General features: G+C 66.6%; 24 protein-coding genes. 10 read left to right on the top strand and 14 right to left on the bottom strand.

The features are described from left to right. Positions 1 to 2: 2 nt before the first annotated feature. From BS38_RS0107730 to BS38_RS0107720, 3 genes are all read right to left on the bottom strand, one after another. Entirely contained in the window at positions 3 to 1,367 is a 1,365-nt protein-coding gene (locus BS38_RS0107730) for an MBL fold metallo-hydrolase (protein ID WP_028270272.1), read from the bottom strand. Positions 1,368 to 1,471: 104 nt separating this feature from the next. After that, a complete protein-coding gene (nhaA, locus tag BS38_RS0107725) occupies positions 1,472 to 2,827 on the bottom strand; it encodes a Na+/H+ antiporter NhaA (protein ID WP_043438034.1) in 1,356 nt (451 codons plus the stop codon). 114 nt (positions 2,828 to 2,941) lie between these two features. Then, positions 2,942 to 3,739: an alpha/beta hydrolase gene (locus tag BS38_RS0107720; protein WP_028270270.1), complete on the bottom strand. Its 798-nt coding sequence runs from the start codon at positions 3,737 to 3,739 to the stop codon at positions 2,942 to 2,944. A gap of 267 nt (positions 3,740 to 4,006) precedes the next feature. Here BS38_RS0107720 and BS38_RS0107715 point away from each other — a divergent pair, with 267 nt between their 5' ends. The 4 genes from BS38_RS0107715 to BS38_RS0107700 all read left to right on the top strand — a co-directional run bounded on the left by BS38_RS0107715 (position 4,007) and on the right by BS38_RS0107700 (position 8,078). Next, positions 4,007 to 5,113, top strand: a complete 1,107-nt coding sequence (locus BS38_RS0107715) for a GTP pyrophosphokinase (protein ID WP_028270269.1) — start codon at positions 4,007 to 4,009, stop codon at positions 5,111 to 5,113. 6 nt (positions 5,114 to 5,119) lie between these two features. Further along, on the top strand, positions 5,120 to 6,622 hold the full coding sequence (locus BS38_RS0107710) for a SulP family inorganic anion transporter (protein ID WP_028270268.1): 1,503 nt from the start codon (positions 5,120 to 5,122) through the stop codon (positions 6,620 to 6,622). Positions 6,623 to 6,776: 154 nt separating this feature from the next. Beyond that, positions 6,777 to 6,980 carry a YegP family protein gene (locus BS38_RS24680; RefSeq protein WP_043438031.1) on the top strand — a complete coding sequence of 68 codons (204 nt, stop codon included), beginning with the start codon at positions 6,777 to 6,779 and terminating at the stop codon, positions 6,978 to 6,980. A gap of 51 nt (positions 6,981 to 7,031) precedes the next feature. Continuing rightward, positions 7,032 to 8,078 (top strand): bile acid:sodium symporter family protein, encoded by a 1,047-nt coding sequence (locus BS38_RS0107700; RefSeq protein ID WP_028270267.1) that lies wholly within the window; start codon positions 7,032 to 7,034, stop codon positions 8,076 to 8,078. 4 nt (positions 8,079 to 8,082) lie between these two features. Here BS38_RS0107700 and BS38_RS0107695 read toward each other — a convergent pair whose 3' ends face one another. The 3 genes from BS38_RS0107695 to BS38_RS24675 are packed head-to-tail and all read right to left on the bottom strand — an operon-like array spanning position 8,083 to position 9,732. Then, a complete protein-coding gene (locus BS38_RS0107695) occupies positions 8,083 to 8,697 on the bottom strand; it encodes a TetR/AcrR family transcriptional regulator (protein ID WP_028270266.1) in 615 nt (204 codons plus the stop codon). A gap of 13 nt (positions 8,698 to 8,710) precedes the next feature. Further along, positions 8,711 to 9,418, bottom strand: coding sequence for a PAS and ANTAR domain-containing protein (locus tag BS38_RS0107690; protein WP_028270265.1), 708 nt, complete (start codon positions 9,416 to 9,418; stop codon positions 8,711 to 8,713). A gap of 5 nt (positions 9,419 to 9,423) precedes the next feature. Next, positions 9,424 to 9,732, bottom strand: a complete 309-nt coding sequence (locus tag BS38_RS24675) for a YegP family protein (RefSeq protein WP_331280045.1) — start codon at positions 9,730 to 9,732, stop codon at positions 9,424 to 9,426. A 340-nt stretch (positions 9,733 to 10,072) separates the two neighbouring features. On the opposite strand from BS38_RS24675, the gene BS38_RS0107680 reads away from it, so the two are divergent. Beyond that, on the top strand, positions 10,073 to 10,438 hold the full coding sequence (locus tag BS38_RS0107680; RefSeq protein WP_028270264.1) for an ArsR/SmtB family transcription factor: 366 nt from the start codon (positions 10,073 to 10,075) through the stop codon (positions 10,436 to 10,438). A gap of 60 nt (positions 10,439 to 10,498) precedes the next feature. After that, positions 10,499 to 10,990: a hypothetical protein gene (locus BS38_RS0107675; protein WP_028270263.1), complete on the top strand. Its 492-nt coding sequence runs from the start codon at positions 10,499 to 10,501 to the stop codon at positions 10,988 to 10,990. Between the two features lie 26 nt (positions 10,991 to 11,016). Here the strand turns inward: BS38_RS0107675 and BS38_RS0107670 are convergent, their stop codons facing one another. The 5 genes from BS38_RS0107670 to BS38_RS0107650 all read right to left on the bottom strand — a co-directional run bounded on the left by BS38_RS0107670 (position 11,017) and on the right by BS38_RS0107650 (position 17,241). Next, positions 11,017 to 11,397: a nuclear transport factor 2 family protein gene (locus BS38_RS0107670; RefSeq protein WP_028270262.1), complete on the bottom strand. Its 381-nt coding sequence runs from the start codon at positions 11,395 to 11,397 to the stop codon at positions 11,017 to 11,019. 102 nt (positions 11,398 to 11,499) lie between these two features. Beyond that, on the bottom strand, positions 11,500 to 13,266 hold the full coding sequence (locus BS38_RS0107665; RefSeq protein WP_028270261.1) for an acetyl/propionyl/methylcrotonyl-CoA carboxylase subunit alpha: 1,767 nt from the start codon (positions 13,264 to 13,266) through the stop codon (positions 11,500 to 11,502). Next, positions 13,266 to 15,020: a 5-oxoprolinase/urea amidolyase family protein gene (locus BS38_RS24670; protein ID WP_081818853.1), complete on the bottom strand. Its 1,755-nt coding sequence runs from the start codon at positions 15,018 to 15,020 to the stop codon at positions 13,266 to 13,268. The genes BS38_RS0107665 and BS38_RS24670 overlap by 1 nt, the downstream gene beginning before the upstream one ends. Before the next feature lie 64 nt (positions 15,021 to 15,084). Further along, positions 15,085 to 16,422 (bottom strand): MFS transporter, encoded by a 1,338-nt coding sequence (locus BS38_RS0107655; protein WP_028270260.1) that lies wholly within the window; start codon positions 16,420 to 16,422, stop codon positions 15,085 to 15,087. Between the two features lie 60 nt (positions 16,423 to 16,482). Then, entirely contained in the window at positions 16,483 to 17,241 is a 759-nt protein-coding gene (locus BS38_RS0107650) for a LamB/YcsF family protein (RefSeq protein ID WP_028270259.1), read from the bottom strand. 106 nt (positions 17,242 to 17,347) lie between these two features. On the opposite strand from BS38_RS0107650, the gene BS38_RS0107645 reads away from it, so the two are divergent. Both BS38_RS0107645 and BS38_RS24665 read left to right on the top strand, forming a co-directional pair. Continuing rightward, entirely contained in the window at positions 17,348 to 18,067 is a 720-nt protein-coding gene (locus tag BS38_RS0107645; protein WP_028270258.1) for a GntR family transcriptional regulator, read from the top strand. A gap of 426 nt (positions 18,068 to 18,493) precedes the next feature. Next, positions 18,494 to 19,468 (top strand): hypothetical protein, encoded by a 975-nt coding sequence (locus tag BS38_RS24665; RefSeq protein ID WP_231511125.1) that lies wholly within the window; start codon positions 18,494 to 18,496, stop codon positions 19,466 to 19,468. 138 nt (positions 19,469 to 19,606) lie between these two features. Here BS38_RS24665 and BS38_RS0107635 read toward each other — a convergent pair whose 3' ends face one another. Together BS38_RS0107635 and BS38_RS24660 are read right to left on the bottom strand one after the other, a co-directional pair. Further along, on the bottom strand, positions 19,607 to 19,873 hold the full coding sequence (locus BS38_RS0107635) for a hypothetical protein (RefSeq protein ID WP_028270257.1): 267 nt from the start codon (positions 19,871 to 19,873) through the stop codon (positions 19,607 to 19,609). A gap of 143 nt (positions 19,874 to 20,016) precedes the next feature. Further along, positions 20,017 to 20,283: a hypothetical protein gene (locus BS38_RS24660; RefSeq protein WP_156037084.1), complete on the bottom strand. Its 267-nt coding sequence runs from the start codon at positions 20,281 to 20,283 to the stop codon at positions 20,017 to 20,019. Positions 20,284 to 20,375: 92 nt separating this feature from the next. On the opposite strand from BS38_RS24660, the gene BS38_RS27055 reads away from it, so the two are divergent. Together BS38_RS27055 and BS38_RS0107620 are read left to right on the top strand one after the other, a co-directional pair. Then, positions 20,376 to 20,615 carry a hypothetical protein gene (locus BS38_RS27055; RefSeq protein ID WP_156037083.1) on the top strand — a complete coding sequence of 80 codons (240 nt, stop codon included), beginning with the start codon at positions 20,376 to 20,378 and terminating at the stop codon, positions 20,613 to 20,615. Positions 20,616 to 20,617: 2 nt separating this feature from the next. After that, positions 20,618 to 20,857 (top strand): hypothetical protein, encoded by a 240-nt coding sequence (locus BS38_RS0107620; protein WP_043438027.1) that lies wholly within the window; start codon positions 20,618 to 20,620, stop codon positions 20,855 to 20,857. Here the strand turns inward: BS38_RS0107620 and BS38_RS0107615 are convergent. Continuing rightward, entirely contained in the window at positions 20,854 to 21,684 is an 831-nt protein-coding gene (locus BS38_RS0107615) for an IclR family transcriptional regulator (RefSeq protein WP_231511123.1), read from the bottom strand. The genes BS38_RS0107620 and BS38_RS0107615 overlap by 4 nt on opposite strands. Between the last annotated feature and the right edge of the window lie 83 nt (positions 21,685 to 21,767).

Here is a 21,767-nt window from a genome sequence, read left to right as displayed (position 1 = left end):
GATTACGCTGGCGGGGCGTTGTCCAGGGGCACCCCGGCTGCCTCGGCGTCGCTGAACCTCGCATCCAGGTGGACCACGTCCCGGCCCGCGCGCTGCAGCAGGCTGGCAGCGACTCCGGCCCGGTAGCCGGTTCCGCAGTGGACCCACAGCCGTCCGGCCGGCACTTCGCCCAGGCGGGTCAGGAGCTGGTGGACGGGAACGTTGACGGCACCGGCCACATGGGACGCAGCGAACTCGTCCGTCCGACGCACGTCAAGGACCGTGTCACCGTCCGTGCGGCCTGCCAGCAGGCCGTCCCAGCCGACCCGCGGGTAGGAGGCGATGGCGGCATCCGGCGCCAGCGCCTGCGGCTCGGTTCCGACCGCGGCATCCGGCGAATCGATGCCGATGCGGGAAAGGTCCCGGATGGCCTTTTCAACGTCCTCGCGCGAGCCCACGAGGGTGAGCTTCTCATCCCAGGGCAGGACCCAGCCCAGGTAGGTGGTGAAGTTGGAGCCGCTGCCGTATTCGAAGCTGACGCTGCCCTTGAGGTGGTTGCTGGCGAACGCCACGCGGCGGCGAAGGTCAACCACCCACTCGCCGTCATCCAGGCGGCGGGTGAGCTCTGCGGGGTCCACGGACTCCGGGACGGCGAGGTCAGCGGGGCCGGGCCCCTTGGCGTTCAGGGCACCCATGTGCGCGTAGTACGAGGGGTACGCGGAGAGGTTGGCGATGAGTTCCTGGACGAAGTGGTCCTCGTCCGGATCGGTGAGGGCGTGGTTGGCAGTGAGCTGATCGCCAAGAGTGGAGGAACCCGCCCTGCTGGCCGGGCCGGAGGAACAGAACGATCCGAAGCCGTGCGTGGGAAACAGTGCTGCTTCGGGCCGCGCCTCGGCCACGAGCCGGCGAACGGAAGCGTACTGGTCGTGGGTCAGGCCCACGGTGTCGGACGCGGCGACCAGGTCGGTCCGGCCCACGGAGCCGTACAGCAGGCTGCCGCCGGAGAACACGGCCTGCCTGTCGCCGTCGTCCACGATGAAGGACAGGTGGGTGTGGGTGTGTCCCGGAGTGGCGACGGCCCTGACCGTCAGGGATCCCACGCGGAATGCCTGGCCGTCGGTGATGGCTTCGCGCTCGAACTGGACCGGGTCCGCGGCGTTGACCAGGTACTTGGCGCCGTGGGCTCTGGCGAGCTCCAGGCCGCCGGTGACGTAGTCGTTGTGGAGGTGCGTTTCAGCGACGTGGGTGATGGTTACGCCCGCTTGACGCGCGGCGGCCTCCACCCGGTCGGTGTCCCGCTGCGGGTCGATGACCAGGCCCACCGTGCCGTCGTGCACCAGGTAGCTCCGGTCTCCCAGCGGCGGCGTATCGATGACAATGACGTCCATGGCATCCTCCTCGGCGGCCTTACCTGCCCCTGGCGGCGGGGCTTCCGGCCGTATTCAAACCATACCCATAGGGGTATGGCGCAGCAAGAGGCCGGCGGAGCCCGTCAGGCCTGGTTTCCGTGTTCGTAGACGTCCGGGATGCCGTCCTGGTCCGAGTCCACCTTTTCGCGTTCCTCCGCTTCGCGGTACTGGCGGTTCCTGGTCCGCAGCACCACGGCTGCCAGCATTGCGGCGAGGACCGACGCCGCCAGGATGCCAACCTTCGCGTGGTCGTCGTGCAGGCTGCCGTGGCCGAAGCTGAGTTCCGCGACCAGCAGCGACACAGTGAAACCGATCCCGGCCAGCAGGGAAACTCCAAACACGTCGATCCACTTGAAGGACGCGTCCAGCCGCGCCCGGGTGGCCTTGGTGAGGATCCACGTGGTGCCCATGATTCCCACCGGCTTGCCCAGGACGAGGGCCATGATGATACCGATAGCCACGGGGTCGGCCAGCGCCGAACCCAGCCCTTCCCAGCCCCCGACGGCCACCCCGGCCGAGAAGAAGGCGAAGACGGGAACGGCCACTCCGGCGGAAATGGGACGGAAGCGGTGTTCAAAGATTTCCGCGAGGCCGGGTCCGGCGTCCGGACCTCCGCTGGCCTTGGACCGGAGCACCGGCACGGCGAACCCCAGCAGCACGCCCGCCACCGTGGCATGGATGCCGGAGGCGTGCACCAGGGCCCAGGTGGCGACGCCGAGCGGCAGGAGGATGGCCCAGGCCGCCAGGAAGTGGGTGCCGAAGAAGCGGCGGTACCTCTGGGCCAGGAAGGCGTAAAGGGCCAGCGGGATGAGGGCGGACAGCAGCGGGGCGGCCTGGATGTCGCTCGAATAGAAGAACGCGATGATGCTGATGGCAATGAGGTCGTCCACCACCGCCAGGGTGAGCAGGAAGATGCGCAGGGCACTGGGCAGGTGTGAGCCGATGATTGCCAGCACCGCCACGGCGAACGCGATGTCCGTTGCGGTGGGGATGGCCCACCCGCGCAGGGTTTCCGGGCTGGCGATGTTCACGGCGGTGTAGATCAGCGCCGGAACAATCACGCCGCCGGCCGCGGCGGCCACGGGCACGATCGACTTGCTGATCTGCCGCAGGTCCCCGGCCACGAACTCCCGTTTGAGTTCCAGGCCCACCAGGAAGAAGAAAATGGCCAGCAGTCCGTCGGCTGCCCAGGCGCCAAGGCTCAGCTCGAGGTGCCAGGGTTCGTACCCGATCCGGAAATCCCGCAAGGCGAAGTAGCTGTCGGAGACCGGTGAATTTGCCCAGATGAGGGCGATGACGGCCGCGGCCACGAGGAGGGCGCCGCCTACCGTTTCCTTGCGCAGGATCTCGCCGATGCGCAGCGATTCCGCGTAGCTGCCGTAGCCAAGGACGGTGAAGCGCGGTTTGGCGTCCGGGGCGGGCGGAGGTGTGTGGCTCATGAAGCGTCCTAAACGTTGAGTCGACAAAATCATGCCGACCAGACTTCCCGGCGCACCTTCGTCCAGTCTAGGGGACGGGCCCTGCCGCCGCGCGGGCCGAGGCGGCGCGGCGGTTCAGCCCAGGAGTTCCTGCACCAGGTCCCGGCATTTCCGGTAGGCCGGGGCTTTGGGGTCAATCAAGGCGAAGTGGTCGCCGGGTACGTGGAGCAGCTGGACGGGTCCGCCCGCAGCCTTGGCCGCGCCGGCGTAGGACACGGACTGGCTGGCGGGAACGTCGTCGTCGTCACTGCCGTGGACGGCGTACACGGGAACCCGCAGCGGGACTGCGCTCATGGGGTCCGCGTATTTGTGGCGTTTGGGGTATTTCGCCGACGAACCGCCCAGCAGGTTGCTGACGGCGCCGTTGCTGAGGTTCAGCTTTTCGGCATCGGCCAGGTTCAGGAGGCCGGCCTGGCTCACCACCCCGGTGAGCTGCACGGCGCCGTCGTCGTCGTTCCTGCGTTTCAGCTGCCGGTCAGCGTCCGGTGCGCCCAGCTGTCCGAGCCGGGTCCGGCCGGCGGCCCAGACTGCAAGGTGCCCGCCGGCGGAGTGGCCCAGGGCCACCACTTTTTCCAGCCCGAGCCCGTGGATCGCCGCTACGTCCCTGAGTTTGTCGATGCCCGCCAGCACGTCTTCGAAGGTGTGCGGCCAGCCGCCGCCGTTGCCGGCGCGCCGGTACTCCAGGTTCCAGGCGGGCATTCCGTGCATGGCAAGGTCCCGGGCCAGCGGTTCGCCCAGCTCGGCGCCGTACTGCGAGCGCCAGTACCCGCCGTGGATGACCACCACCACGCCGCGGGTTACCGCCGCGTCCGGCAGGAACAGCTCACCCCACTGGCTGGGGTCATCGCCGTACTGGTACTTGTGCCGCTTCACTGCGTCCTCCTTCGGGCCCGACGAACAGGAAGCGGACAGTGCCCCCAGTGTCACTGCTGCGGCGGCGCCAAGAAGCCCGCGGGAAAGCAGGGTCCGACGCCGCACATCAGCCATGTGCCGAGCCTACCTTGGGCGGCAGACAGCTTGCGCCAGCGCGTTCGACGGCGGTGCCGTACGCCGTTCGCCGCATGCACCGCGGCGCCACGGGCGGCGCTGCCCGGGGGTGTCACCCGCCTGGCTGTCGCAGGCCGCCCGTAAGCTGGAAACATGGCTACCAACTGGGACCGCCTGGACGCAGGCCTGCGCGAGTCCGTGCAGGAAAACGTGGAGCTCTATGCACGGGTGCGCCCTGCCCTGAAGCTGGTCACGCGGGAAGTCCTGCTGACGCTGCGGAGCATGCTCAAGGACACCGAGGTAACGCCGCTGTTCGTCACCGGCCGCACCAAGACAGTGGAGTCCTTCAAGGAGAAGATTTCCCGTGTGGAGGAACCGTTGGAACCGGGCGGGCCGCCGGTCCTGAAGTTCCCGGACCCGTTCCGCACGCTCAATGACATGGTGGGCGTCCGCGTCATCACCAAGCTGCCGGCAGAGAACGCGGTGGTGGCCAACCTGATCAAGCGCCAGCGGCAGCTCTTTGACTGCCGCGGCGACCGCGAAAAGGACATCGGCTCCATCGAATCCGGTACCTACGGCTACTCCAGCCGGCACCTGATCCTGCGGACAATCCAGAACGAGGCCGTGAAGGAGTACCAGCAGGCGTTCAACCCGGACATCCAGCCCAACGGCAGCTACTTCTTTGAATGCCAGATACGCACCGTTTTTGCGCATGCCTGGAGCGAGATCGAGCACGACATCCGCTTCAAGGCCGAGGACCCGCGGGCCTGGACTCCGCATTTCGACCGCCAGTTCACCGCCACGGCGGCCATGCTGGAAACAGTGGAAGGCGCCTTCGCGGACCTGCACGAACGGTACGAAGAAGTCCGAAGCTACTGGGACACGGACGGTGAAGGCGCAGCCCAGCTCACACCCAACCGGATCCGCGACGTCTGGCGGACGCTGCTTCCGCACGTTGACCGTAAAGTGGATGATGACTGGGGCTGGGCAGCCGAACTCATGGCGGCGCACGGCCTCAACCAGACCATGCAGCTGGCAGAGCTGCTCAGCGCGAACCGGATCACCGAGGTCCGCAAGGCCCTGGACCACAGGTACTCCCCCGGCCCGGACCGGCTGCTGGATGACCTGCTGCTGTGGCAGTACGGCACCAAACACATTGACCTCACCGCGGAGGCGCCCGACGTCGTTCCGCACCCCCGGCGCGACAGTCTCCTGCGGAGGCTGAAGCAGATCGAGCGCTATCGCCAGACCAAGCCCTAGGAACACATGAAGCCCGAACAACTCCAGTCCGTCCGGGCCACGCTCCGCTCCCCGCGCCGCCTCAAAACCGAAGCCCTAGCCGGACTGGTGGTGGCGCTGGCCCTCATCCCCGAGGCCATTGCCTTCTCCGTCATTGCCGGCGTGGATCCCCGGATCGGGCTGTTCGCGTCCTTCACCATGGCCGTCACCATTTCTTTCGTGGGCGGCAGGCCCGCCATGATCTCGGCAGCTACCGGCGCGGTTGCGCTGGTGATCGCCCCGCTGATGCGGAGCCACGGCCTGGACTACCTGATCGCCGGGGTGATCCTGGCAGGAGTCTTCCAGATTCTCCTGGCCCTCCTGGGCGTCACCAAGCTCATGCGCTTCATTCCGCGCTCCGTGATGGTGGGTTTCGTCAATGCCCTGGCCATCCTTGTGTTCATGGCGCAGCTGCCCGAGCTGATCAACGTTCCCTGGCTGGTCTATCCGCTCGTGGCAATCGGGCTGGTGATCGTTGTTGCGCTCCCGCGGCTGACCACGTCCGTGCCCTCCCCGCTGGTGGCCATCGTGGCGCTCACATTGTTTGCGGTGCTGGCCCACATCGACGTTCCAGCCGTCCGGGACAAGGGCCAGCTTCCCGAAAGCCTGCCGTCCCTCTTCATTCCCAATGTGCCGCTGACGCTGGAGACCTTTCAGATCCTCGCACCCTTCGCGCTGTCCATGGCGCTGGTGGGCCTGCTGGAATCGCTGATGACGGCCAAGCTCGTGGACGACATCACCGATACCCGCTCGAACAAGACCCGCGAGTCCTGGGGCCAGGGCGTCGCGAACATCGTCACCGGATTCCTCGGCGGCATGGGCGGCTGCGCCGTGATCGGCCAGACCATGATCAACGTCAAGGGCTCCGGCGCCCGGAGCAGGGTGTCCACGTTCCTGGCCGGCGTCTTCCTGCTGGTCCTGGTGGTGACGCTGGGTGGCATCGTGGGGCTGATCCCGATGGCCGCTCTGGTGGCCGTGATGATCTTCGTCTCCGCCATCACGTTCGACTGGCACTCCATCGCCCCGAAGACACTTAAGCGGATGCCCAAGTCCGAAACAGCGGTCATGCTCATCACCGTGGGCACCGTCGTGGCCACTCACAACCTGGCCATCGGCGTGGGAGTCGGCGTGCTGGCGGCCATGGCCATGTTTGCCCGGCGCGTAGCCCACTTCGCCACCGTGGAACGGACGGAGATCGAACTCAACGGAGACACCGTTGCCACGTACACAGTCGACGGGGAGCTCTTCTTCGCCTCCTCCAACGACCTCTACACGCAGTTCGAGTACGCCCGCGATGCCGCACCCACGGTGGACCGCGTCATCATCGATTTCCATGCCTCCCACCTGTGGGATGCGTCCACCATCGCGGTGCTGGACGCCGTCACCGAGAAGTACCGCAGGCACGGCAGGGAAGTGGAGCTGATCGGCCTCAACTCCGCCAGCAGCCAGATGCGTGAACGGCTCGCGGGGAAGCTGAACGCCGCGGACTAGCGCGGTTCCGCGCGCCTGCCACACAACGCTGCCGGCCTTCCGCCCTGCCGACACATATCGTTGTCTAATTCATATGACAAGAATTGTCATCTACAGTTGGAGGGGAGCAGCCTGCGGCTACCGTGCAGGCGCACCACCTTGGGGGAGGTCCAGCATGGCAGGTAAATTCGAACTCGTCGCCGCGGAACAGGGCGGCGTCCGCATCCGGCTCGTCAACGGCGCAGGCAACATCCTGGCAGTCTCGGGCATTTACCGGGACAGCGCAGCGGCAGCTTCCGGCGTCACGGAGATCCGCGAGCACGCAGCCACGGCGCACATCGCCGATTACAGCGGCCCGAAATCCGACACAAATGTCTGACGTCTGTTCATGAAGTGGCTGGAATAGGCGCCAGGATGTGAGCATTATTGGATGCTTGAGGCAACAAAAACCCACGATAACTCCGCAGCCGGCCCCGAAGCCGACGCCGCCCCGCTGAATCCGGCACTGGCCGCCGAGGCGAAAATTGCCCGGATCGCCGTCACGGTTTTCCCGCTGCTGGTAGTCGCCGCAGGCATTGCCGGCTTCCTGCTGCCCGGCGCCTTCAAGCCCATGGGCCCCAGCGTCCCCTACCTGCTGGGCATCATCATGTTCTGCATGGGCCTGACGCTGACCCCGCCGGACTTTGCCTCGGTGGTCAAGCGCCCCTGGGCCGTGGTGCTGGGCATCGTGGCCCACTACGTGATCATGCCGGGTGCCGGCTGGCTGATTGCCGTAGGACTCAACCTGCCACCCGAACTGGCCGTAGGCCTCATCCTGGTGGGCTGCGCACCGTCGGGAACGGCCTCGAACGTGATGGCTTTCCTGGCCAAGGGCGATGTGGCACTGTCGGTGGCCGTCGCGTCCGTCTCCACGCTGATCGCTCCGATCGTCACTCCCCTGCTGGTCCTGTTCCTGGCGGGGTCCTTCCTGCAGATCGATGCCGGTGCCATGGTCCTGGACATCGTCAAGACCGTCCTGCTGCCGGTGGTTGCGGGACTCCTGGCGCGCCTGTTCCTCAAGAAGCTCGTCGCGAAGGTGCTGCCGGCGCTTCCCTGGGCGTCCGCCGTCGTAATTTCACTGATTGTGGCGATTGTGGTGGCCGGCAGCGCCAGCAAGATTGTTGCTGCGGGCGGCATCGTGTTCCTTGCCGTTGTGCTGCACAACGGTTTCGGCCTGGGCCTCGGTTACCTGGCCGGGAAGCTCGGCCGCCTGGACGACAAGGCCCGCCGCGCACTGGCTTTTGAAGTGGGGATGCAGAATTCCGGCCTGGCCGCCACGCTGGCAACGGCCCACTTCAGCCCCCTGGCGGCGCTGCCGTCCGCGGTGTTTTCACTCTGGCACAACATCTCGGGGGCCATCGTGGCCGCCTGGCTGGCCCGCCGCCCGCTGCGCGATACCGCTGCTGACGCGGCAGTCCCAGCCGCCCAGGACGCCTAAGCGCTCAGTTGCGGTGGTGCTCGATCAGCCAGCCGGCCATCTGCTGGGCCCGTTTCGACGCCAGGAAGTCCCCCTCGGTGGCTGAAATGATTGAGCCCTTCATCAGGATGTGCCAGGACCGCGCGAATTCCTCGGTCCGGCTCAGCCCGGCCTCCTCGGCCAGGGCCTCGATATGGCCGCGGATCCGGCTGAGGTAGCCGATGCTCGCCTTCCCCAGCGGATGCTCGGGTCCCATTTCCAGCAGGACGTTGATGAACGTGCAAGCCTCGAAGTCATCGCGGTGGAACCAGTCGCCGAACACATCGAAAACAGCGAGCAGCCGCTCCTCGGGGGTGCTGCCGCGGCGGCGGGCTTCGGAGACGATGAGGTCAACGGTCCACACCTGGTCCCGGAGTGCCAGAAACGCCAGGACCAGGGCGTCTTTTGACGGGAAATGCCGGTAGAACGTTGCCTTGGCCACCCCGGAACGGCTGATGAGTTCGTTTGTCCCCACATCGCGGATCCCGCGGCGGGAGAAAAGCTCATAGGCGGTCGCAAGAATGCGGTCCACTGGGTCATCGCGGCCCGCCATTGCCCGGGCGGGCAGCAGCGAGGAACGGTTGGCGTCGTCGGCAGTCATCGTAGAAGGAATTTTACATGGAGCGCTGCTGCCGCCTCCCATGGTGCCCCCGGATGCCAAGCGTTTCCGGCCGGCGGCGGAAAGGGCCGCGGTGGAGGGCCTGGATGAAGCTGTCCAGAAGTGCGGGGTCCTTGGCGTTGTTGGCCAGGTCCACCAGGTCGGCTGCAGTCCGGGCCAGCTTGATGTTGCTGTGTTGGCTGTGGCTGACGAGCAGGTTGAAGGCATCCTCCGCACTGATGTGCAGGGCCCCCATCAGGATCCCCTTGGCCTGCTCGATGGTGCTCCGGCTCGCATTGGCCGCTGAGACGGCGGCCCGGGCGAACTGTTCGGTCTCACGCCGCAGCGTCATGGTGAGGTCGACGACGAAGCCGGCTATGTGGCTCAGCCTGGCGTCCCGGTCGAGGATACCCTCCCCTGTTGTCAGGATCCGGTGCTCCCGCAGGCGGGCGTCGATCAGCCGGTCGAAACTGAAAAATTTGCCGCCCTCGTTGTGGACCTGTGTGAAGATCTCCCTGCTGCGGTTCCGGTCGTCCGGGTGCTTGTGCGAGTGGAACAGTTCCAGGGTGGGCACAATCTCGCCGCGGCCGTAGCCGTGGATGAGGTATAGCTCCTCGGACCAGTCGAGCCTGCCGGTTGCCGCGTCAAACCGGAACGTCCCGGCGATGCAATCCCCCGCCGCCAAGGCGCCGGAGTGCGCCTGCGGGGTTTTCCGTGCGGCCATGGAACTTACCACGCAGGAAAATCTGCGACGGACCCCGGCTTGAGGGGTTGCTGCCACCGGGCCAGAATCTGCTGCCTGCGGCTGGCTGCCCGGCTCCTAAAGGCAAGAGCTACGGACGGTCCGCGGGAAGGTTGGGGCTTCGGGGCCGGGACTTCGGTGACGAAGCCCGTTCCTGCGTACTCGCGCACCGCTGCGATCCCGGCCACGGCGGCCCGTTTGTCCGGGAAGGGCTTCGAGAGCGCCATAACTGTTCCGTCAGGAGCTGTCAGCCGAAATCTAAAGGAAGCATCCGCATCGGAGAAAAGTTCAAACATGCCTGCCATTGAGCCCTCCAGGAAACTCGGGATCATGCCACTCCCGATGACGCCGTTGTCAGCGGAAGCAGCCTGAATCCATCCATGTGTAACCGGCCGATGTAGCGGTCGGGGGAATTGATGAATTCATGAAAGTCTGAACTACTCAAGCCGTCCGCGCAAGGGCTGTCCGCGGACTAAATCCAACGATCATCCCTTTGCGGCCGGGGCTACGATATAGCTGCGACGGGGGGCCGATTCGCACCGTCGGGAGACAGACCTTTCTGTCTGCCGTAGGCTGTATTCGTTGAACAGGCGTTATGGTTACCGCCGCAATGCAGACGTTAGGAAGGGAGGCCCGATGAAGGACGAATTGCCTGCAGGCGTGGTCCTGAGTGAGGTTAAGGCCGAACTCTTCAAATCTCTGGGCCACCCTTCGCGGATCCGGGTCCTGGAGTTGCTTGCCGACGGCCCCGCTGCCGTCAGCCGGCTGCGCGACGACACAGGCCTCGAACCCTCGAACCTCTCGCAGCACCTCGGCGTGCTGCGCCGCCAGCGCCTGATCGTCCCCTCGCGCCGGGAAGGCCGGCTGTTCTACGAACTCTCCTGCCCCGAGGTGAGCGGCCTCCTCCTCTCGGCACGGTCGCTGCTTGTCACGGCCCTGCAGTCACAACGCCTGACGCTGATGACGCTGGATGAGCCTGCAAAGGAATCCGCGGTCCGCTAGCGACTCTGTCGGCCCGTTCCCCCGACGGCACCTGGGCGCCTGCCCGGATAGGCTTATGTCATGTTTCAGGACACCGTCCACTTTGATTCCGGCCGGATGTTCTATGGGCGCCTGCCCCGGGCGATCATCGGCGGTGCCGTGGTGCTGCTGGGAGGAATCCTGGTGGCGGTCTCCAGCACCGGTGCGCTGGAGGCGGAGCCCTTGGGCGCGACCTCCATTGCAGTCGCACTGGTTTTCATCACCTCCCTGGCATTCGGGTTCTCCAGGATCCAAGTCCTCGAAAATGAAGTGCGACTGCAGTGGTTTCCGTTCTACCGCCGCAGGATTCCCGTGGCGGCGATCCAACGGGCAACTCCGGCAGTAATCCACGGCCTGCGCTACGGATTCGGGCTGCGCTTCGGAGCCTTCGGGCTGGGAATCATCCAGGACACAGGGCCGGCAGTACGGCTCGACGCCGGGCCGGGGTATCTGTTGAGCCTTGGGTCAGCAGACCGCCAGGAACGGTTCCTTGCAGCCCTGGCGGCGGCGGGCATCCGCGTCCAGCGCTACTAGCAGCAGGCGCCAAGACCGGCGTGGGGCTAGGCCTTCTCCACCCACCGGGCACGCCATTCCGGCGCTTCGAAGGCCTCGCTCCAGTAGGCGGTTTCCCTGGCAATGCGACCGTCACGGAATTCGAAGATGAACACTGTCTCGTACTGCGGTCCATCGTAATCCAGCAGCGCTTCGGCAGTAACGAGGTTCCCGCCGCTGAGCAGCCGGCGCAGCGTGATGGTGGGCAGCTGCGGGAAGGCGTTGTAGATTCCCCGGCGGTTCTCTGCGCCGCGCACAATCTCCCCGGATTGCGGCCAGTGCATCACCGCATCGTCGTGGAACAGCTCGTCCATGACCTCGATCCGGCGGTCGTTGATGCATTCGATCAGCCGGTTGACTACTTTCTCGTTGGTGCCGGTTTCATCCACAGCGTTGCTCCGATTCCTGGCGGGTCCTAAGGCTAGCTAATGCCTTGCATTGTCCTCCCGAAACCCCGGCTGCACCACCGTTTAGGGTCCGCCCCGACGGGCCTAGCCGATCAGTGCCAGCACAGCCCCGGCAGTCACCACACCGCCGGCTTCGGCGCGGATGCCCGTCACCGTTCCGTCGCGGTGCGCCGTCACCTGGGTTTCCATCTTCATCGCTTCAAGAACGACGACGGCGTCCCCCGCCGACACTTCGGCGCCCGGCTCCACGAGCCACTTGACTACGGTTCCGGCCATGTCTGCGCGCAGCTCACCGGGATCAGTGCCGGCGTCCGAACCGGAGTCGGCAGCACCGCCGTCGGAATCCAGGGAAACTCCGGCGGGGAGGGCGCTGCCTGAGCGTGCCCAGCCGTCCAGCAGGTCAGCCGGCAGTCCGACCGCCAGCCGGCGGCCGTCCACCTCGACGGTGACGGTGCGGCGGGCGCCATCGGGCGCGGTGGTGCTGTAGCCGGGATCCGCAGGGATCCGGTCCGCGAAGTCGGTTTCGATCCAGCGGGTGTGGATGCCCAGCCCGTCCTCGGAGGTGAAGTCCGGCGATTCCAGCACGGCGCGGTGGAACGGCAGCACGGTGGCCACGCCGGTGATTTCAATCTCGGCGAGTGCGCGGCGTGCACGCCGCAGCGCCTGCTGGCGGTCCGCGCCGGTGACGATCAGCTTGGCCAGGAGGGAGTCGAACTGCGGCGCCACGAAGGACCCGGAGCGGACGCCGGTGTCCAGCCGGATGCCGGGGCCGGTGGGGCCGTGGAATTCCGCGATGGTGCCGGGTGAGGGCAGGAAGCCCCGCCCCACGTCCTCGGCGTTGAGCCGGAACTCGAACGAGTGGCCGCGGGGCTCAGGGTCCGCAGTGATGCGCAGGGGTTCCCCGGCGGCAATCCGGAACTGTTCCTGGACGAGATCGATCCCGGTGGTTTCCTCGGTGATGGGGTGCTCCACCTGCAGCCGGGTGTTCACCTCGAGGAAAGCGACGGTGCCGTCCGCGGCTACGAGGAATTCCACGGTGCCGGCGCCGGAGTAGGCGGCTTCCCGGCAGACTGCCTTGGCGGCATCGTAAATCTGTTGGGTCTGCTCGTCGCTGAGGAACGGTGCGGGTGCTTCCTCCACCAGCTTCTGGTGACGGCGCTGGAGGGAGCAGTCGCGGGTTCCGACCACCACCACGTTGCCGTGCGCGTCAGCCAGGACCTGCGCTTCGACGTGGCGCGGGCGGTCCAGGTAGCGTTCCACGAAGCATTCGCCGCGGCCAAAGGCTGCCACGGCTTCGCGGACGGCGGAGTCGAAGGATTCTTCGATTTCGTCCATGTTCCGGACCACCTTCAGCCCGCGGCCCCCGCCGCCGAAGGCCGCCTTGATGGCGATGGGCAGGCCGTGCTCTTCGGCGAAGGCCCGGGCCTCCGCCGCGGAGTCCACGGGACCGTCGCTGCCCGCCACCAGCGGCGCCCCGGCGCGGACGGCGATCTCGCGGGCTGTGATCTTGTTGCCGAGCTGCCGGATGGCCTCGGGCGTGGGGCCGATCCATGCCAGTCCGGCATCCAGGACGGCCTGGGCGAATTCCGCGTTCTCGGACAGGAAGCCGTAGCCGGGGTGGACGGCGTCAGCACCCGACCGGGCAGCCACCTCGAGCAGCTTGGGGATGTTCAGGTACGTGTCCGCCGGGGAGTTGCCGTCCAGGCTGAACGCTTCGCTTGCGGCGCCGACGTGCATGGCATCGGCGTCGATGTCCGCGTAGACGGCGACGGATTCCAGCTGGGCGTCGTCGCAGGCACGGGCAATCCGGACGGCGATTTCACCACGGTTGGCGATCAGGACCTTGCGCATCAGTTACTCACTTTTTCTTGGGACGTCTGTTCGGGGGCAGTCTGTTCGGGAGATTTTTGTTCCGGCGATTTTTGTTCCGGCGATTCTTGTTCCGGCGATTCTTGTTCGGCCGAAGGTGTCCGTTCGGGAACACGGCGGAAGCGGATGCTGCCGCCGATCGGCACCTGGGCGGCCAGGTCCAGTTGGTGGTCAACCACCACGCCGATCACGGGGTAGCCGCCCGTGATGGGATGGTCGGCCAGGAACAGCACGGGGAGGCCTTCGGGCGGCACCTGGATGGCGCCCGCCACAGTGCCTTCGCTGGGCAGTTCACCCGGCCGGCTGCGTTCCAGCGGTGTTCCGTCCAGCCGCATGCCAACCCGGTTGGACTGCGGCTTCACCACCCAATCCTGCCCGCAGAGGGAGTCCAGGGCGGCCTCGTCGAACCAGTCGGCCCGCGGGCCCAGGACAATGTCCAGCACCGTGACGCCTTCGCCGGGGAAGTCCGGCTGGAGTTCGGGACTGCCCACGACGCCGGAGTCTGTGACGTCGCCGGATGCCAGCAGCTGGCCCGCGGCCAGCGGGGCCGGTCCGATGCCGGACATGGTGTCGGTGGAACGGCTGCCCAGCACCGGCGAGGCGGCCACTCCGCCGCGGACGGCCAGGTAGCTGCGGAAACCGGCCTCCGGCGCACCGAGGGTCAGGACTTCGCCGTCGAGCAGGGCAAAGGGTGTGGCCATGGGAACCGAACGCTGGCGCGCAGGCAGGTCAGGTTCGGAGTCGGACTCAGCGTCCGACGGCGACGTGATAGTCAGTGCCGACGGCGCCCCGGCGACGGCCAGGACCTGGTCGCCGACGGCCTGGACCTTGAGCCCGCCGGCTACGCTCTCGATGGCTGCGGCCGAGGGGCTGTTACCCACCAGCCGGTTGGCCCGGCGCAGCGAGGCCCGGTCCAGGGCTCCGGCGGCGGAGACTCCCAGCGCGGAGTGGCCGTGCCGGCCGAGGTCCTGGATGAGGCTTTGCAGCCCGGGCGACACGATCCGCAGCCCGGAAGCAGCCTCAGCAGCAGTTGCCGCCTCGGAGACTGTAGCGGAGGCGAGGGGCTCGGGTGCCATGGTCACCACCTCGCGGACGGCGCGGAACTGGACGCGGTGTCCCGGGCTGGCCAGTGCCGGCTCGGAGCGGCTGAGGTCCCACATGCGGGCCCCGGTGCGGCCGATCAGCTGCCAGCCGCCCGGGGACCTGCGTGGGTAGACGGCCGAATAGTTGCCCGCAAGCGCCACTGATCCGGCGGGCACGGCCGTGCGCGGTGAGCTCCGGCGGGGCACTTCCAGCACCTGGTTCTCCCCCACCATGTAGCCGAACCCCGGCGCGAAGCCGGCGAAAGCCACCGTCCACACCTGGCCGGAATGGGCTTCGATGACGCCGTCCGTTCCGAGGCCGGTGAGCCGCCCCACTTCGGCGAGATCCTCGCCGTCGTACACGGTATCGATGTACACCAGGCCGCCGGCCTGTGTGACCGGAGCCGTGAGGTCCAGTTCCAGCAGGAACGAACCCATGCGGCGGGCGGCCGCCGGCGAATCCGCCCGGACCATCACGGTCTGCGCGGCTGCCAGCACGTCCACCTGGCCCGGCAGCGGGGATTCCAGGAGCAGGGTCTGCAGGGCGACGACGTCCTGCGTTCCGGAGAGTTCCGCGAGCACCGCCCGCGTTCCCACCGGCCGCACCGAGAGGACCTTGTGCATGCTCAGGGTTTCCATTGCTACCGCTTCCATCATTGCCAATGCCTTAGAATTCCGTGCCGAACAGGTTGCCGTGCCGTACAGGTTGCCGTGCCGCCTAGGCGAGGGCAGCAGCGTCCGCCAGGAGGCGCTCTTCTTCGGCGGTCTGGGGGTTCCGGCCGAGGGCCAGGCCCACAACCGTGACTGCGGAGGCCACCAGCAGGTAGGCCGCGATCAGGTACCAGTCACCGGACGCCGCGTAGAGGGCGGTGAAGATCAGCGGTGCCACGGCGCCGCCGATGACGCCGGCCAGCGTGTAGGCGAGCGAGCTGCCGGCGTAGCGCAGGCGGGCCGGGAACTGCTCGGTGATGTACGCGGCCTGGGGGCCGTACATGAAGGCGTGGAACGCCAGTCCGATCACCACACCGACGGTCAGCAGCAGCACGGACCTGCCCTCGATCAGGAGGAAGAAGAGCGGAATGTACAGTGCCGTTCCCACGGCGGCGATACCGTAGACCATCCGGCGGTTGAACCGGTCCGTGAGGGCGCCGGCCAGCGGGATGAGGAACAGCTGGAAGGCCGAGCCGATCAGGATGGCCGTGAGGACATTGCCCGTGGTCATGCCCAGTTCCTTGGTGGCGTAGACGGCCACGAAAACCGTGAAGAGCGCGTAGAGGACGTCGGGGCAGACGCGCGAGAGGGCAGCGGCCACGAGGGCGCGGGGTTCCTTGCGGAACACCTCGGTGATGGGGGCCTTGGGCTGTTCACCGTGTGCTGCGATGGCCTTGAACACGGGGGTTTCTTCAAGCTTGAGGCGGATGAGCAGGCCGAAAACTACCAGCAGCGCGGAGGCGAGGAAGGCCACGCGCCAGCCCCAGGAGAGGAATGCTTCGGTGCTGAGCGTTGCGGCAAGGAGCGCCAGGACGCCGTTGGCCATCAGGTTGCCGGCGGGCGGGCCGATCTGGGCTGCGGAGGACCAGAAGCCGCGCTTGTTGGCGTCACCGAATTCGCTGGAGAGCAGGACGGCACCGCCCCATTCGCCACCGACGCCGATGCCCTGAGCCAGGCGCAGGAGCACCAGGATGGTGGGGGCTGCCACGCCGATCACGGAGTAATCGGGGAGCAGGCCGATAAGCACGGTGGCAACGCCGATGAGCATGAGCGTGACCACCAGGACGTGCTTGCGGCCGATCTTGTCGCCCAGGCGGCCGAAGATCACGCCGCCGATGGGCCGTGCCAGGTAGCCCACCGCGAAGGCGGAGAAGGAGAGCAGGAGGCCCACGAACTCGTCATTGCCCGGGAAGAAGATCTTGGGGAAGACCAGGGCGGAAGCCACAGAGTAGATGGCGAAGTCGTAGTACTCCAGCGAGGTGCCGGTGAGGCTGGCGACGTAGGCCTTCAGCGCGCCGGGCGGGATCTTTCGGCCGGTGCGGGCGGCCGTGTGGTGTGTGGTCATGATTTTTCCTTCAGGTGTGCGGCGGGTGCTGCCCGGAAGCGGTTCTAGGCGAAGGCGGTTCTAGGCGAAAGCTTTGATAGTGATGCCGGCGTCAGTAAGCGCAGCTTTCACGGCAATAGCCATGGCCACTGCCCCGGGGGAATCGCCATGGACGCAGATGCTGTCTGCATTGATTTTCAGGATGGAGCCGTCCACGGTGCGGATGGCGGAGTCGGCGGCCATGCGCAGGACGTGTTCGGCCACCTGGGCCGGGTCATGCAGGACGGCTCCGGGGAGCGAGCGGGAGACGAGCGTGCCGTCGGGATTGTAGGCACGGTCGGCAAAGGCTTCGGAAACAGCGCGGAGTCCGGCGGCCTCTGCAAGCCGCAGCACCTCCGAGCCGGGAAGGCCGAGGATGGGCAGTCCGGGATCGATGGATCGGACGGCGTCGACGACGGCGCGTGCCTGCGCTGTGTGGGAGACGATCGCGTTGTATAGGCCGCCGTGCGGCTTAACGTAGCGGACGCGTCCGCCTTCAGTGGCGGCCAGCGCCTGGAGTGCGCCGATCTGGTAGACGATGTCGTCAGCCAGTTCGTGGGGATCGATGTCCACGAAGCGGCGGCCGAAACCGGAGAGGTCACGGTAGCCCACATGGGCGCCGATCATGACGCCGGCCTGCACGGCCTCGCGGCAGGTGCGGCGGATGACCGTGGGATCGCCGGCGTGGAAACCGCAGGCCACGTTGGCGCTGGACACGGACTGGAACATCGCCGTGTCGTCGCCCAGCGTCCAGCGGCCGAAGGACTCGCCGACGTCGCTGTTTAGATCCATATACACCATTGTGATCCTCGTCTCATTGGTTTGCTCTTACTAGGATGCACCAAATTTAGCGATTGTTCAACAATCCTTCGATTCAACGATGTGACGATCGTGTAAATTCTGGAGTATGGCCACTTCAGCAGCAGCAACCCGGAGCGCATCCGGCACAGTCGCAACCTCTGCAGCAACGTCAACTGCCGCGGCCCGGCTGCGTGTCGCTGTGCCCTCGGTGGCCGACCGGGTGGCGGATGAACTGCGCCTGCAGTTGGCGGAAGGCGTCCTGCTGCCGGGGGCGCGGCTCACCGAGTCCACGATCGCCGAGGACCTTGGCGTCTCCCGCAACACCGTGCGCGAGGCCTTTGCCGAACTCGCAAGCGAACGGCTGGTGGTCCGGCACCCCAACCGGGGCGTTTTTGTGGCCAGCCTGGAGCCGGGCGATATCCACGACGTCTACACAGTCCGCCGGGTCATCGAAGTGAGCGCGATCCGCGGCGGAGGCAGCCCCGGCGCCGTTGCAGCGGTCCGGGCTGCGGTCGAGGAAGGCAAGGTCGCGGCAGCCGCGAACGACGACGAAGGGCTGGGGACCGCAAACCAGCACTTTCACGGAGCTATCGTCGCCCTGGCCGGAAGCCGCAGGCTGAACACGATCATGTCCCAGGTCCTGGCGGAAATGCGGCTGTTCTTCCACAAGGCCACCATGGACGCGAACTTCTACAGCGGCTACCTCAAGGACAACGAGGAAATCTGCGAGGCCTTGGAGGCCGGCGAGCTCGAGAAGGCAGCCGAACTGCTGCTGGCCTACCTGGACCGCTCCGAAGAGAAGCAGGCCGAAGTCCACGGGGAGTAGGACGGGGGCAGCCCAACCCGGGCGGGAGCAGCCCAACCAGGCTCAGGCGCGGTACCCTGAATCGCAGACTAGTTCAGGGGGATGAATGAAAGTCACAGGCCATCAAGGCACGCTCGAAGTTCGCGGCAGGATCATCTTCAGCCGAAACGGAGCGCCGGCCCGGCCAGGATTCGGCGCCTAGCATGCGATCTTTCCTCGTATGCGCCGCCTGCGGATCAGCCGTGGTGTTGGTCCGGCACCCTCAGCAGGGCCCACGGGCCTCACAGGACGAAACCCCTTCGCACTGCAGCAACCGGAATTGCCCCAACAGCAGCAAACACACGAAGCTGGCCAGCGACTGGTACCGCCGGACCACATTGGAGAGGCGCCAACCCGGCTGATGCCGGGCACTTTATGCCCCCCGACCGCTCAACGACAGGAGTCCTCGTGAGCCTTCCGGATCAGGCAACCTACCAGGTAGTCCCTGACCAGCCGAGCCCGAGCCCCGGAAGGGATGCGGCCCGGGGGTTGCTGATCGGAATCCTGGCAGGATTGCTCGGCCTTGGCCCGTGGCTCGTAAGCGGCGCGAGGCTGCCGTTGCAGAACCTCTGGGGCTCAGAGGTGCCCCCGGACCAGATGCCGGTCTCGTTGCTGCCGTTAAGTCAGTACGAACTCACCACCATCGTTTCCCTCCTCACCGTGGGCGGCGCCGCGGCAGGACTCGCGCTGCGCCTCTGGTCCCCCGCCCGACGGCGGCTGGCGGCGTGGTGCGCCGCGGCAGGACTGCTGGCAGTCCAGTTCACGGCGACCGTTCAGTCGTTCACGGTGCTCGACGGCGGCTTGGCGGGCGGGACCATGGCCGGCCTCTACTTCGCCGGGTTGCTGGCAGGTGCGATCGCCTCCCTCGCCGCGGCCGCCGTCGCGCTTTTCTTGTTATTCTCCAGGTCGCGGGCGCTGGCCGCGTTGGGGGTGGGGCTTGTGGCGGCGCCGTTCGCTTCGTGGGCGGTGGAGTGGATGGTCGGTTTCATGGGGCATACCGGCGTGCCGGTTGCGGTGCCGTCAGCGGCTCGCTGGATTCCCGCCATCGTGGTCGGCTGCGCCCTGGCGTGGTGCGGCCTCCGTTCCGCGGGCCGGGCGGCGGTGTGGCTCGTGAACCTTGCCCTGCTATGGCTGGTTCCCGCCGTGTTCATCTCGGTTAATTACGTGCTGGGGACTCGCGTGCTGGCCGGCGACCTGGCGGAGATGCTGTTGATGAGCCGGCAGATCCTGGCGGCGACCCTGGGACCGGACGGCGGAGCACTTCCAACGGTGCTGCTGGCTCTGGCCGTCGCCCTGGCGGGGCAGGGCGTCGGTGCCGTTGCTGCCCGCCGGCGCGACCGCCAGACCCTGCCTGACGCCGGCCGCTACGACGCCGGCCACTGACTAGTCGAATCAGTCCGTTTCCGGCCCGGTGCAGAAGAAACAGCTGTTCGTGTCGCATTCCTCGCCCGCCGCAGAAGCCACGGCCGATGCTGCAGGGGCGTCACCCGCCGCCTGCGCGTAAATCGTTCCGGACATGGCTTACTCGCCGTACATCAGGCTGGCGAGGAATGCGTCCAGCTGGCGGCCCATGGCTGATTCGTTCCCCGTCGCCGCCGGCGGCTGTGCCTGCTCAAGGTACAGGCCCTCCCACGGCGAGCACTTCAGCTCTCCGCCCTCAAAAGGGACAGGAGCTTCGGCGGTCGGGGCCGGCGACGGCGCCTGCTTGGACGGTGCATGGGCGCGCAGCGCGGAGCTGCTGTGGCCGAAAGCGGTGAAAATGGCGCGGTGGCCGATTGAGATGGACATGATCGCTTTCCTTCCTGCTGGGGGCCCGGAACCACGGTGTCCCGGAGCCAGATCATATTTGGTGGCTAAAATTGAACGCTACGTTCGATTAATGAACGTAAAAATAGTGTGGCACACCTCACCGGGGGGCGCAATGGGTTTCCCTAGCGGGACTTTTCGGCCGGCGTCACCACAACCACCCGGGGCCGGTCGGCCCTGCAGATCATGACCCGGCCCCGCCCTCCATCCTGGATGACCCACAGGACGGTGCGATCCAGCGCAAGCATGTCAATGAGGCCGGCCGCAGTGCTGCCGTCCCTGCGGAAGACCCGCACCGTGTCCCCGCGGGACAACTTTGACCAGTCCGGGGCGGCGGCCGCAGGCTGCGGGGAGCGCGTGCGGCGCGTGGAAATTCTGGGGTTGGCGTACATCTTCGTAGTCCGTTCGGCTCGGGTGGCAAATGAATTGCGGCACCTCCTTGCCAAAGAACGTGAGGAGGGCCACAATTGAAAGTGTTCACCCAGTGAACGCCGCGTTCAAAATGTGTCGTAAAAATATGACGTTCAAACTATTAGCCGGTGAGTCCGTACTCGGACCTCCATCAATGGAGATGATGGCCATGAAAAGACGTGAGAAGCCCGCCAACACACGCCTCCGACACCTGCCGCCCCTGCCGGGCGTGCCAGCGACCGCCCGGCCGCTTGCACTTTACGTCCTGCCGCCGCACTACGAGCAGGCGCTCTTCCCGGATTTTGCAGGATGACCATGCCTCACTGGAACCACAAGCAGAAGCAGAAGCGCCGCAGGGAACCCGCCGAGCTGCTCAAGGCCCGCGATGCGCGCAGGACCGCTGCACTCACGCAGTGCGTCAGGGAGTTGAGCAGCAGCGGGGTGCCGCAGGAATTAACACACACCCTGGTGGCCGAACGCGTGGGAGTGCCCGTTCAGTACGTGCGCTGGAAATATCCCTCCGTGGAGCATCTCCTCGCGATGGCTGAAGCCTAAACGGGTTCAATCCCGAGGAGCGCCTTCGCGATGTCCCTGCTGGCCGCGCGCAGCTGGTCGATGGTGTCCGGCAGGCCTTCCGATTTCAGCCGCTGCTCGGGCCCGTTGACGGAGACGATGCCTACCAGCGCACCTGCCACATCCCGGACCGGAAGTGCCACTACAAAGAGGCCTTCTTCGAGTTCGTTGTCCATCACCGAATAGCCCTGGTCCCGGATCTTGTGCAGTTCCTGGATGAGCGCCTCGCGCTTGGTGATGGTGGCCGGCGTGAACCTTTCCAGCTTTTTCGGCAAGGCCTGAGCCACATCGTCGTCGCTCATTTCCGCGAGCATGAGCTTTCCGGTGGCGCTGGCGTGCACGGGATAGGTTTCGCCAACGTACATCGTGACATTCAGGTACCTGGAACCCGAAGCTTCCGCGATCACGTCGTAGTTCACGGCGTCCCGCACCATGGCCAGGCTCACGGTCTCGTTGAGCCTGGCAGCGTATTCCTCCAGGATGGGCTGGACCCTGGCCACCGCACCGGTGTACGGGTCAGCAAGCCGGCCCAGCCGGGCCATTTCCCAGCCCAGTGTGTACCGGTTGTCCACCCGGTCCACGAATCCCGTTTGTTCCAGGCTCAGCAGCAGGCGGAAGGCCGTCGGACGCGTCATGCCGACGGCCTGGGCAAGCTCGGTGACAGTGATGCCGCCCCTGTGCCGGCCCAGCTCACTGAGCAGGACCGTGGCCTTGATGACGGATTTGTTGGTGAGGTCTACAGCCTCGGCCGGCGCCGTGTCCTCGCCGTCTGTTGCCGCCTCTACGTCCACGCCTGTTTCCGCTGCCACATCAAACCCCGGTTCCATTCACGTCTGCCCGGGGCACGGTGCCCCGATTGGATGTCTTCCCATCCTATGCCTCGCCAAGGAGC

Source organism: Arthrobacter sp. UNC362MFTsu5.1, assembly GCF_000685965.1.
Lineage (GTDB): Bacteria > Actinomycetota > Actinomycetes > Actinomycetales > Micrococcaceae > Arthrobacter.
This window is presented reverse-complemented; position numbering and strand designations above follow the sequence as displayed.

Bases quoted from the DNA above. Each gene is read 5' to 3' on its own strand.
- BS38_RS0107695 (WP_028270266.1), bottom strand. From the start codon at position 8,697: ATGACTGCCGACGACGCCAACCGTTCCTCGCTGCTGCCCGCCCGGGCA.
- BS38_RS24680 (WP_043438031.1), top strand. From the start codon at position 6,777: ATGGCAGGTAAATTCGAACTCGTCGCCGCGGAACAGGGCGGCGTCCGC.
- BS38_RS24670 (WP_081818853.1), bottom strand. From the start codon at position 15,020: ATGGAAGCGGTAGCAATGGAAACCCTGAGCATGCACAAGGTCCTCTCG.
- nhaA (WP_043438034.1), bottom strand. From the start codon at position 2,827: ATGAGCCACACACCTCCGCCCGCCCCGGACGCCAAACCGCGCTTCACC.
- BS38_RS0107715 (WP_028270269.1), top strand. From the start codon at position 4,007: ATGGCTACCAACTGGGACCGCCTGGACGCAGGCCTGCGCGAGTCCGTG.
- BS38_RS0107620 (WP_043438027.1), top strand. From the start codon at position 20,618: ATGCCTCACTGGAACCACAAGCAGAAGCAGAAGCGCCGCAGGGAACCC.
- BS38_RS0107635 (WP_028270257.1), bottom strand. From the start codon at position 19,873: ATGTCCATCTCAATCGGCCACCGCGCCATTTTCACCGCTTTCGGCCAC.
- BS38_RS24675 (WP_331280045.1), bottom strand. From the start codon at position 9,732: ATGTTTGAACTTTTCTCCGATGCGGATGCTTCCTTTAGATTTCGGCTG.
- BS38_RS0107710 (WP_028270268.1), top strand. From the start codon at position 5,120: ATGAAGCCCGAACAACTCCAGTCCGTCCGGGCCACGCTCCGCTCCCCG.
- BS38_RS0107650 (WP_028270259.1), bottom strand. From the start codon at position 17,241: ATGGTGTATATGGATCTAAACAGCGACGTCGGCGAGTCCTTCGGCCGC.
- BS38_RS0107655 (WP_028270260.1), bottom strand. From the start codon at position 16,422: ATGACCACACACCACACGGCCGCCCGCACCGGCCGAAAGATCCCGCCC.
- BS38_RS0107700 (WP_028270267.1), top strand. From the start codon at position 7,032: ATGCTTGAGGCAACAAAAACCCACGATAACTCCGCAGCCGGCCCCGAA.
- BS38_RS0107665 (WP_028270261.1), bottom strand. From the start codon at position 13,266: ATGCGCAAGGTCCTGATCGCCAACCGTGGTGAAATCGCCGTCCGGATT.
- BS38_RS0107730 (WP_028270272.1), bottom strand. From the start codon at position 1,367: ATGGACGTCATTGTCATCGATACGCCGCCGCTGGGAGACCGGAGCTAC.
- BS38_RS24660 (WP_156037084.1), bottom strand. From the start codon at position 20,283: ATGTACGCCAACCCCAGAATTTCCACGCGCCGCACGCGCTCCCCGCAG.
- BS38_RS0107645 (WP_028270258.1), top strand. From the start codon at position 17,348: ATGGCCACTTCAGCAGCAGCAACCCGGAGCGCATCCGGCACAGTCGCA.
- BS38_RS0107675 (WP_028270263.1), top strand. From the start codon at position 10,499: ATGTTTCAGGACACCGTCCACTTTGATTCCGGCCGGATGTTCTATGGG.
- BS38_RS0107690 (WP_028270265.1), bottom strand. From the start codon at position 9,418: ATGGCCGCACGGAAAACCCCGCAGGCGCACTCCGGCGCCTTGGCGGCG.
- BS38_RS0107680 (WP_028270264.1), top strand. From the start codon at position 10,073: ATGAAGGACGAATTGCCTGCAGGCGTGGTCCTGAGTGAGGTTAAGGCC.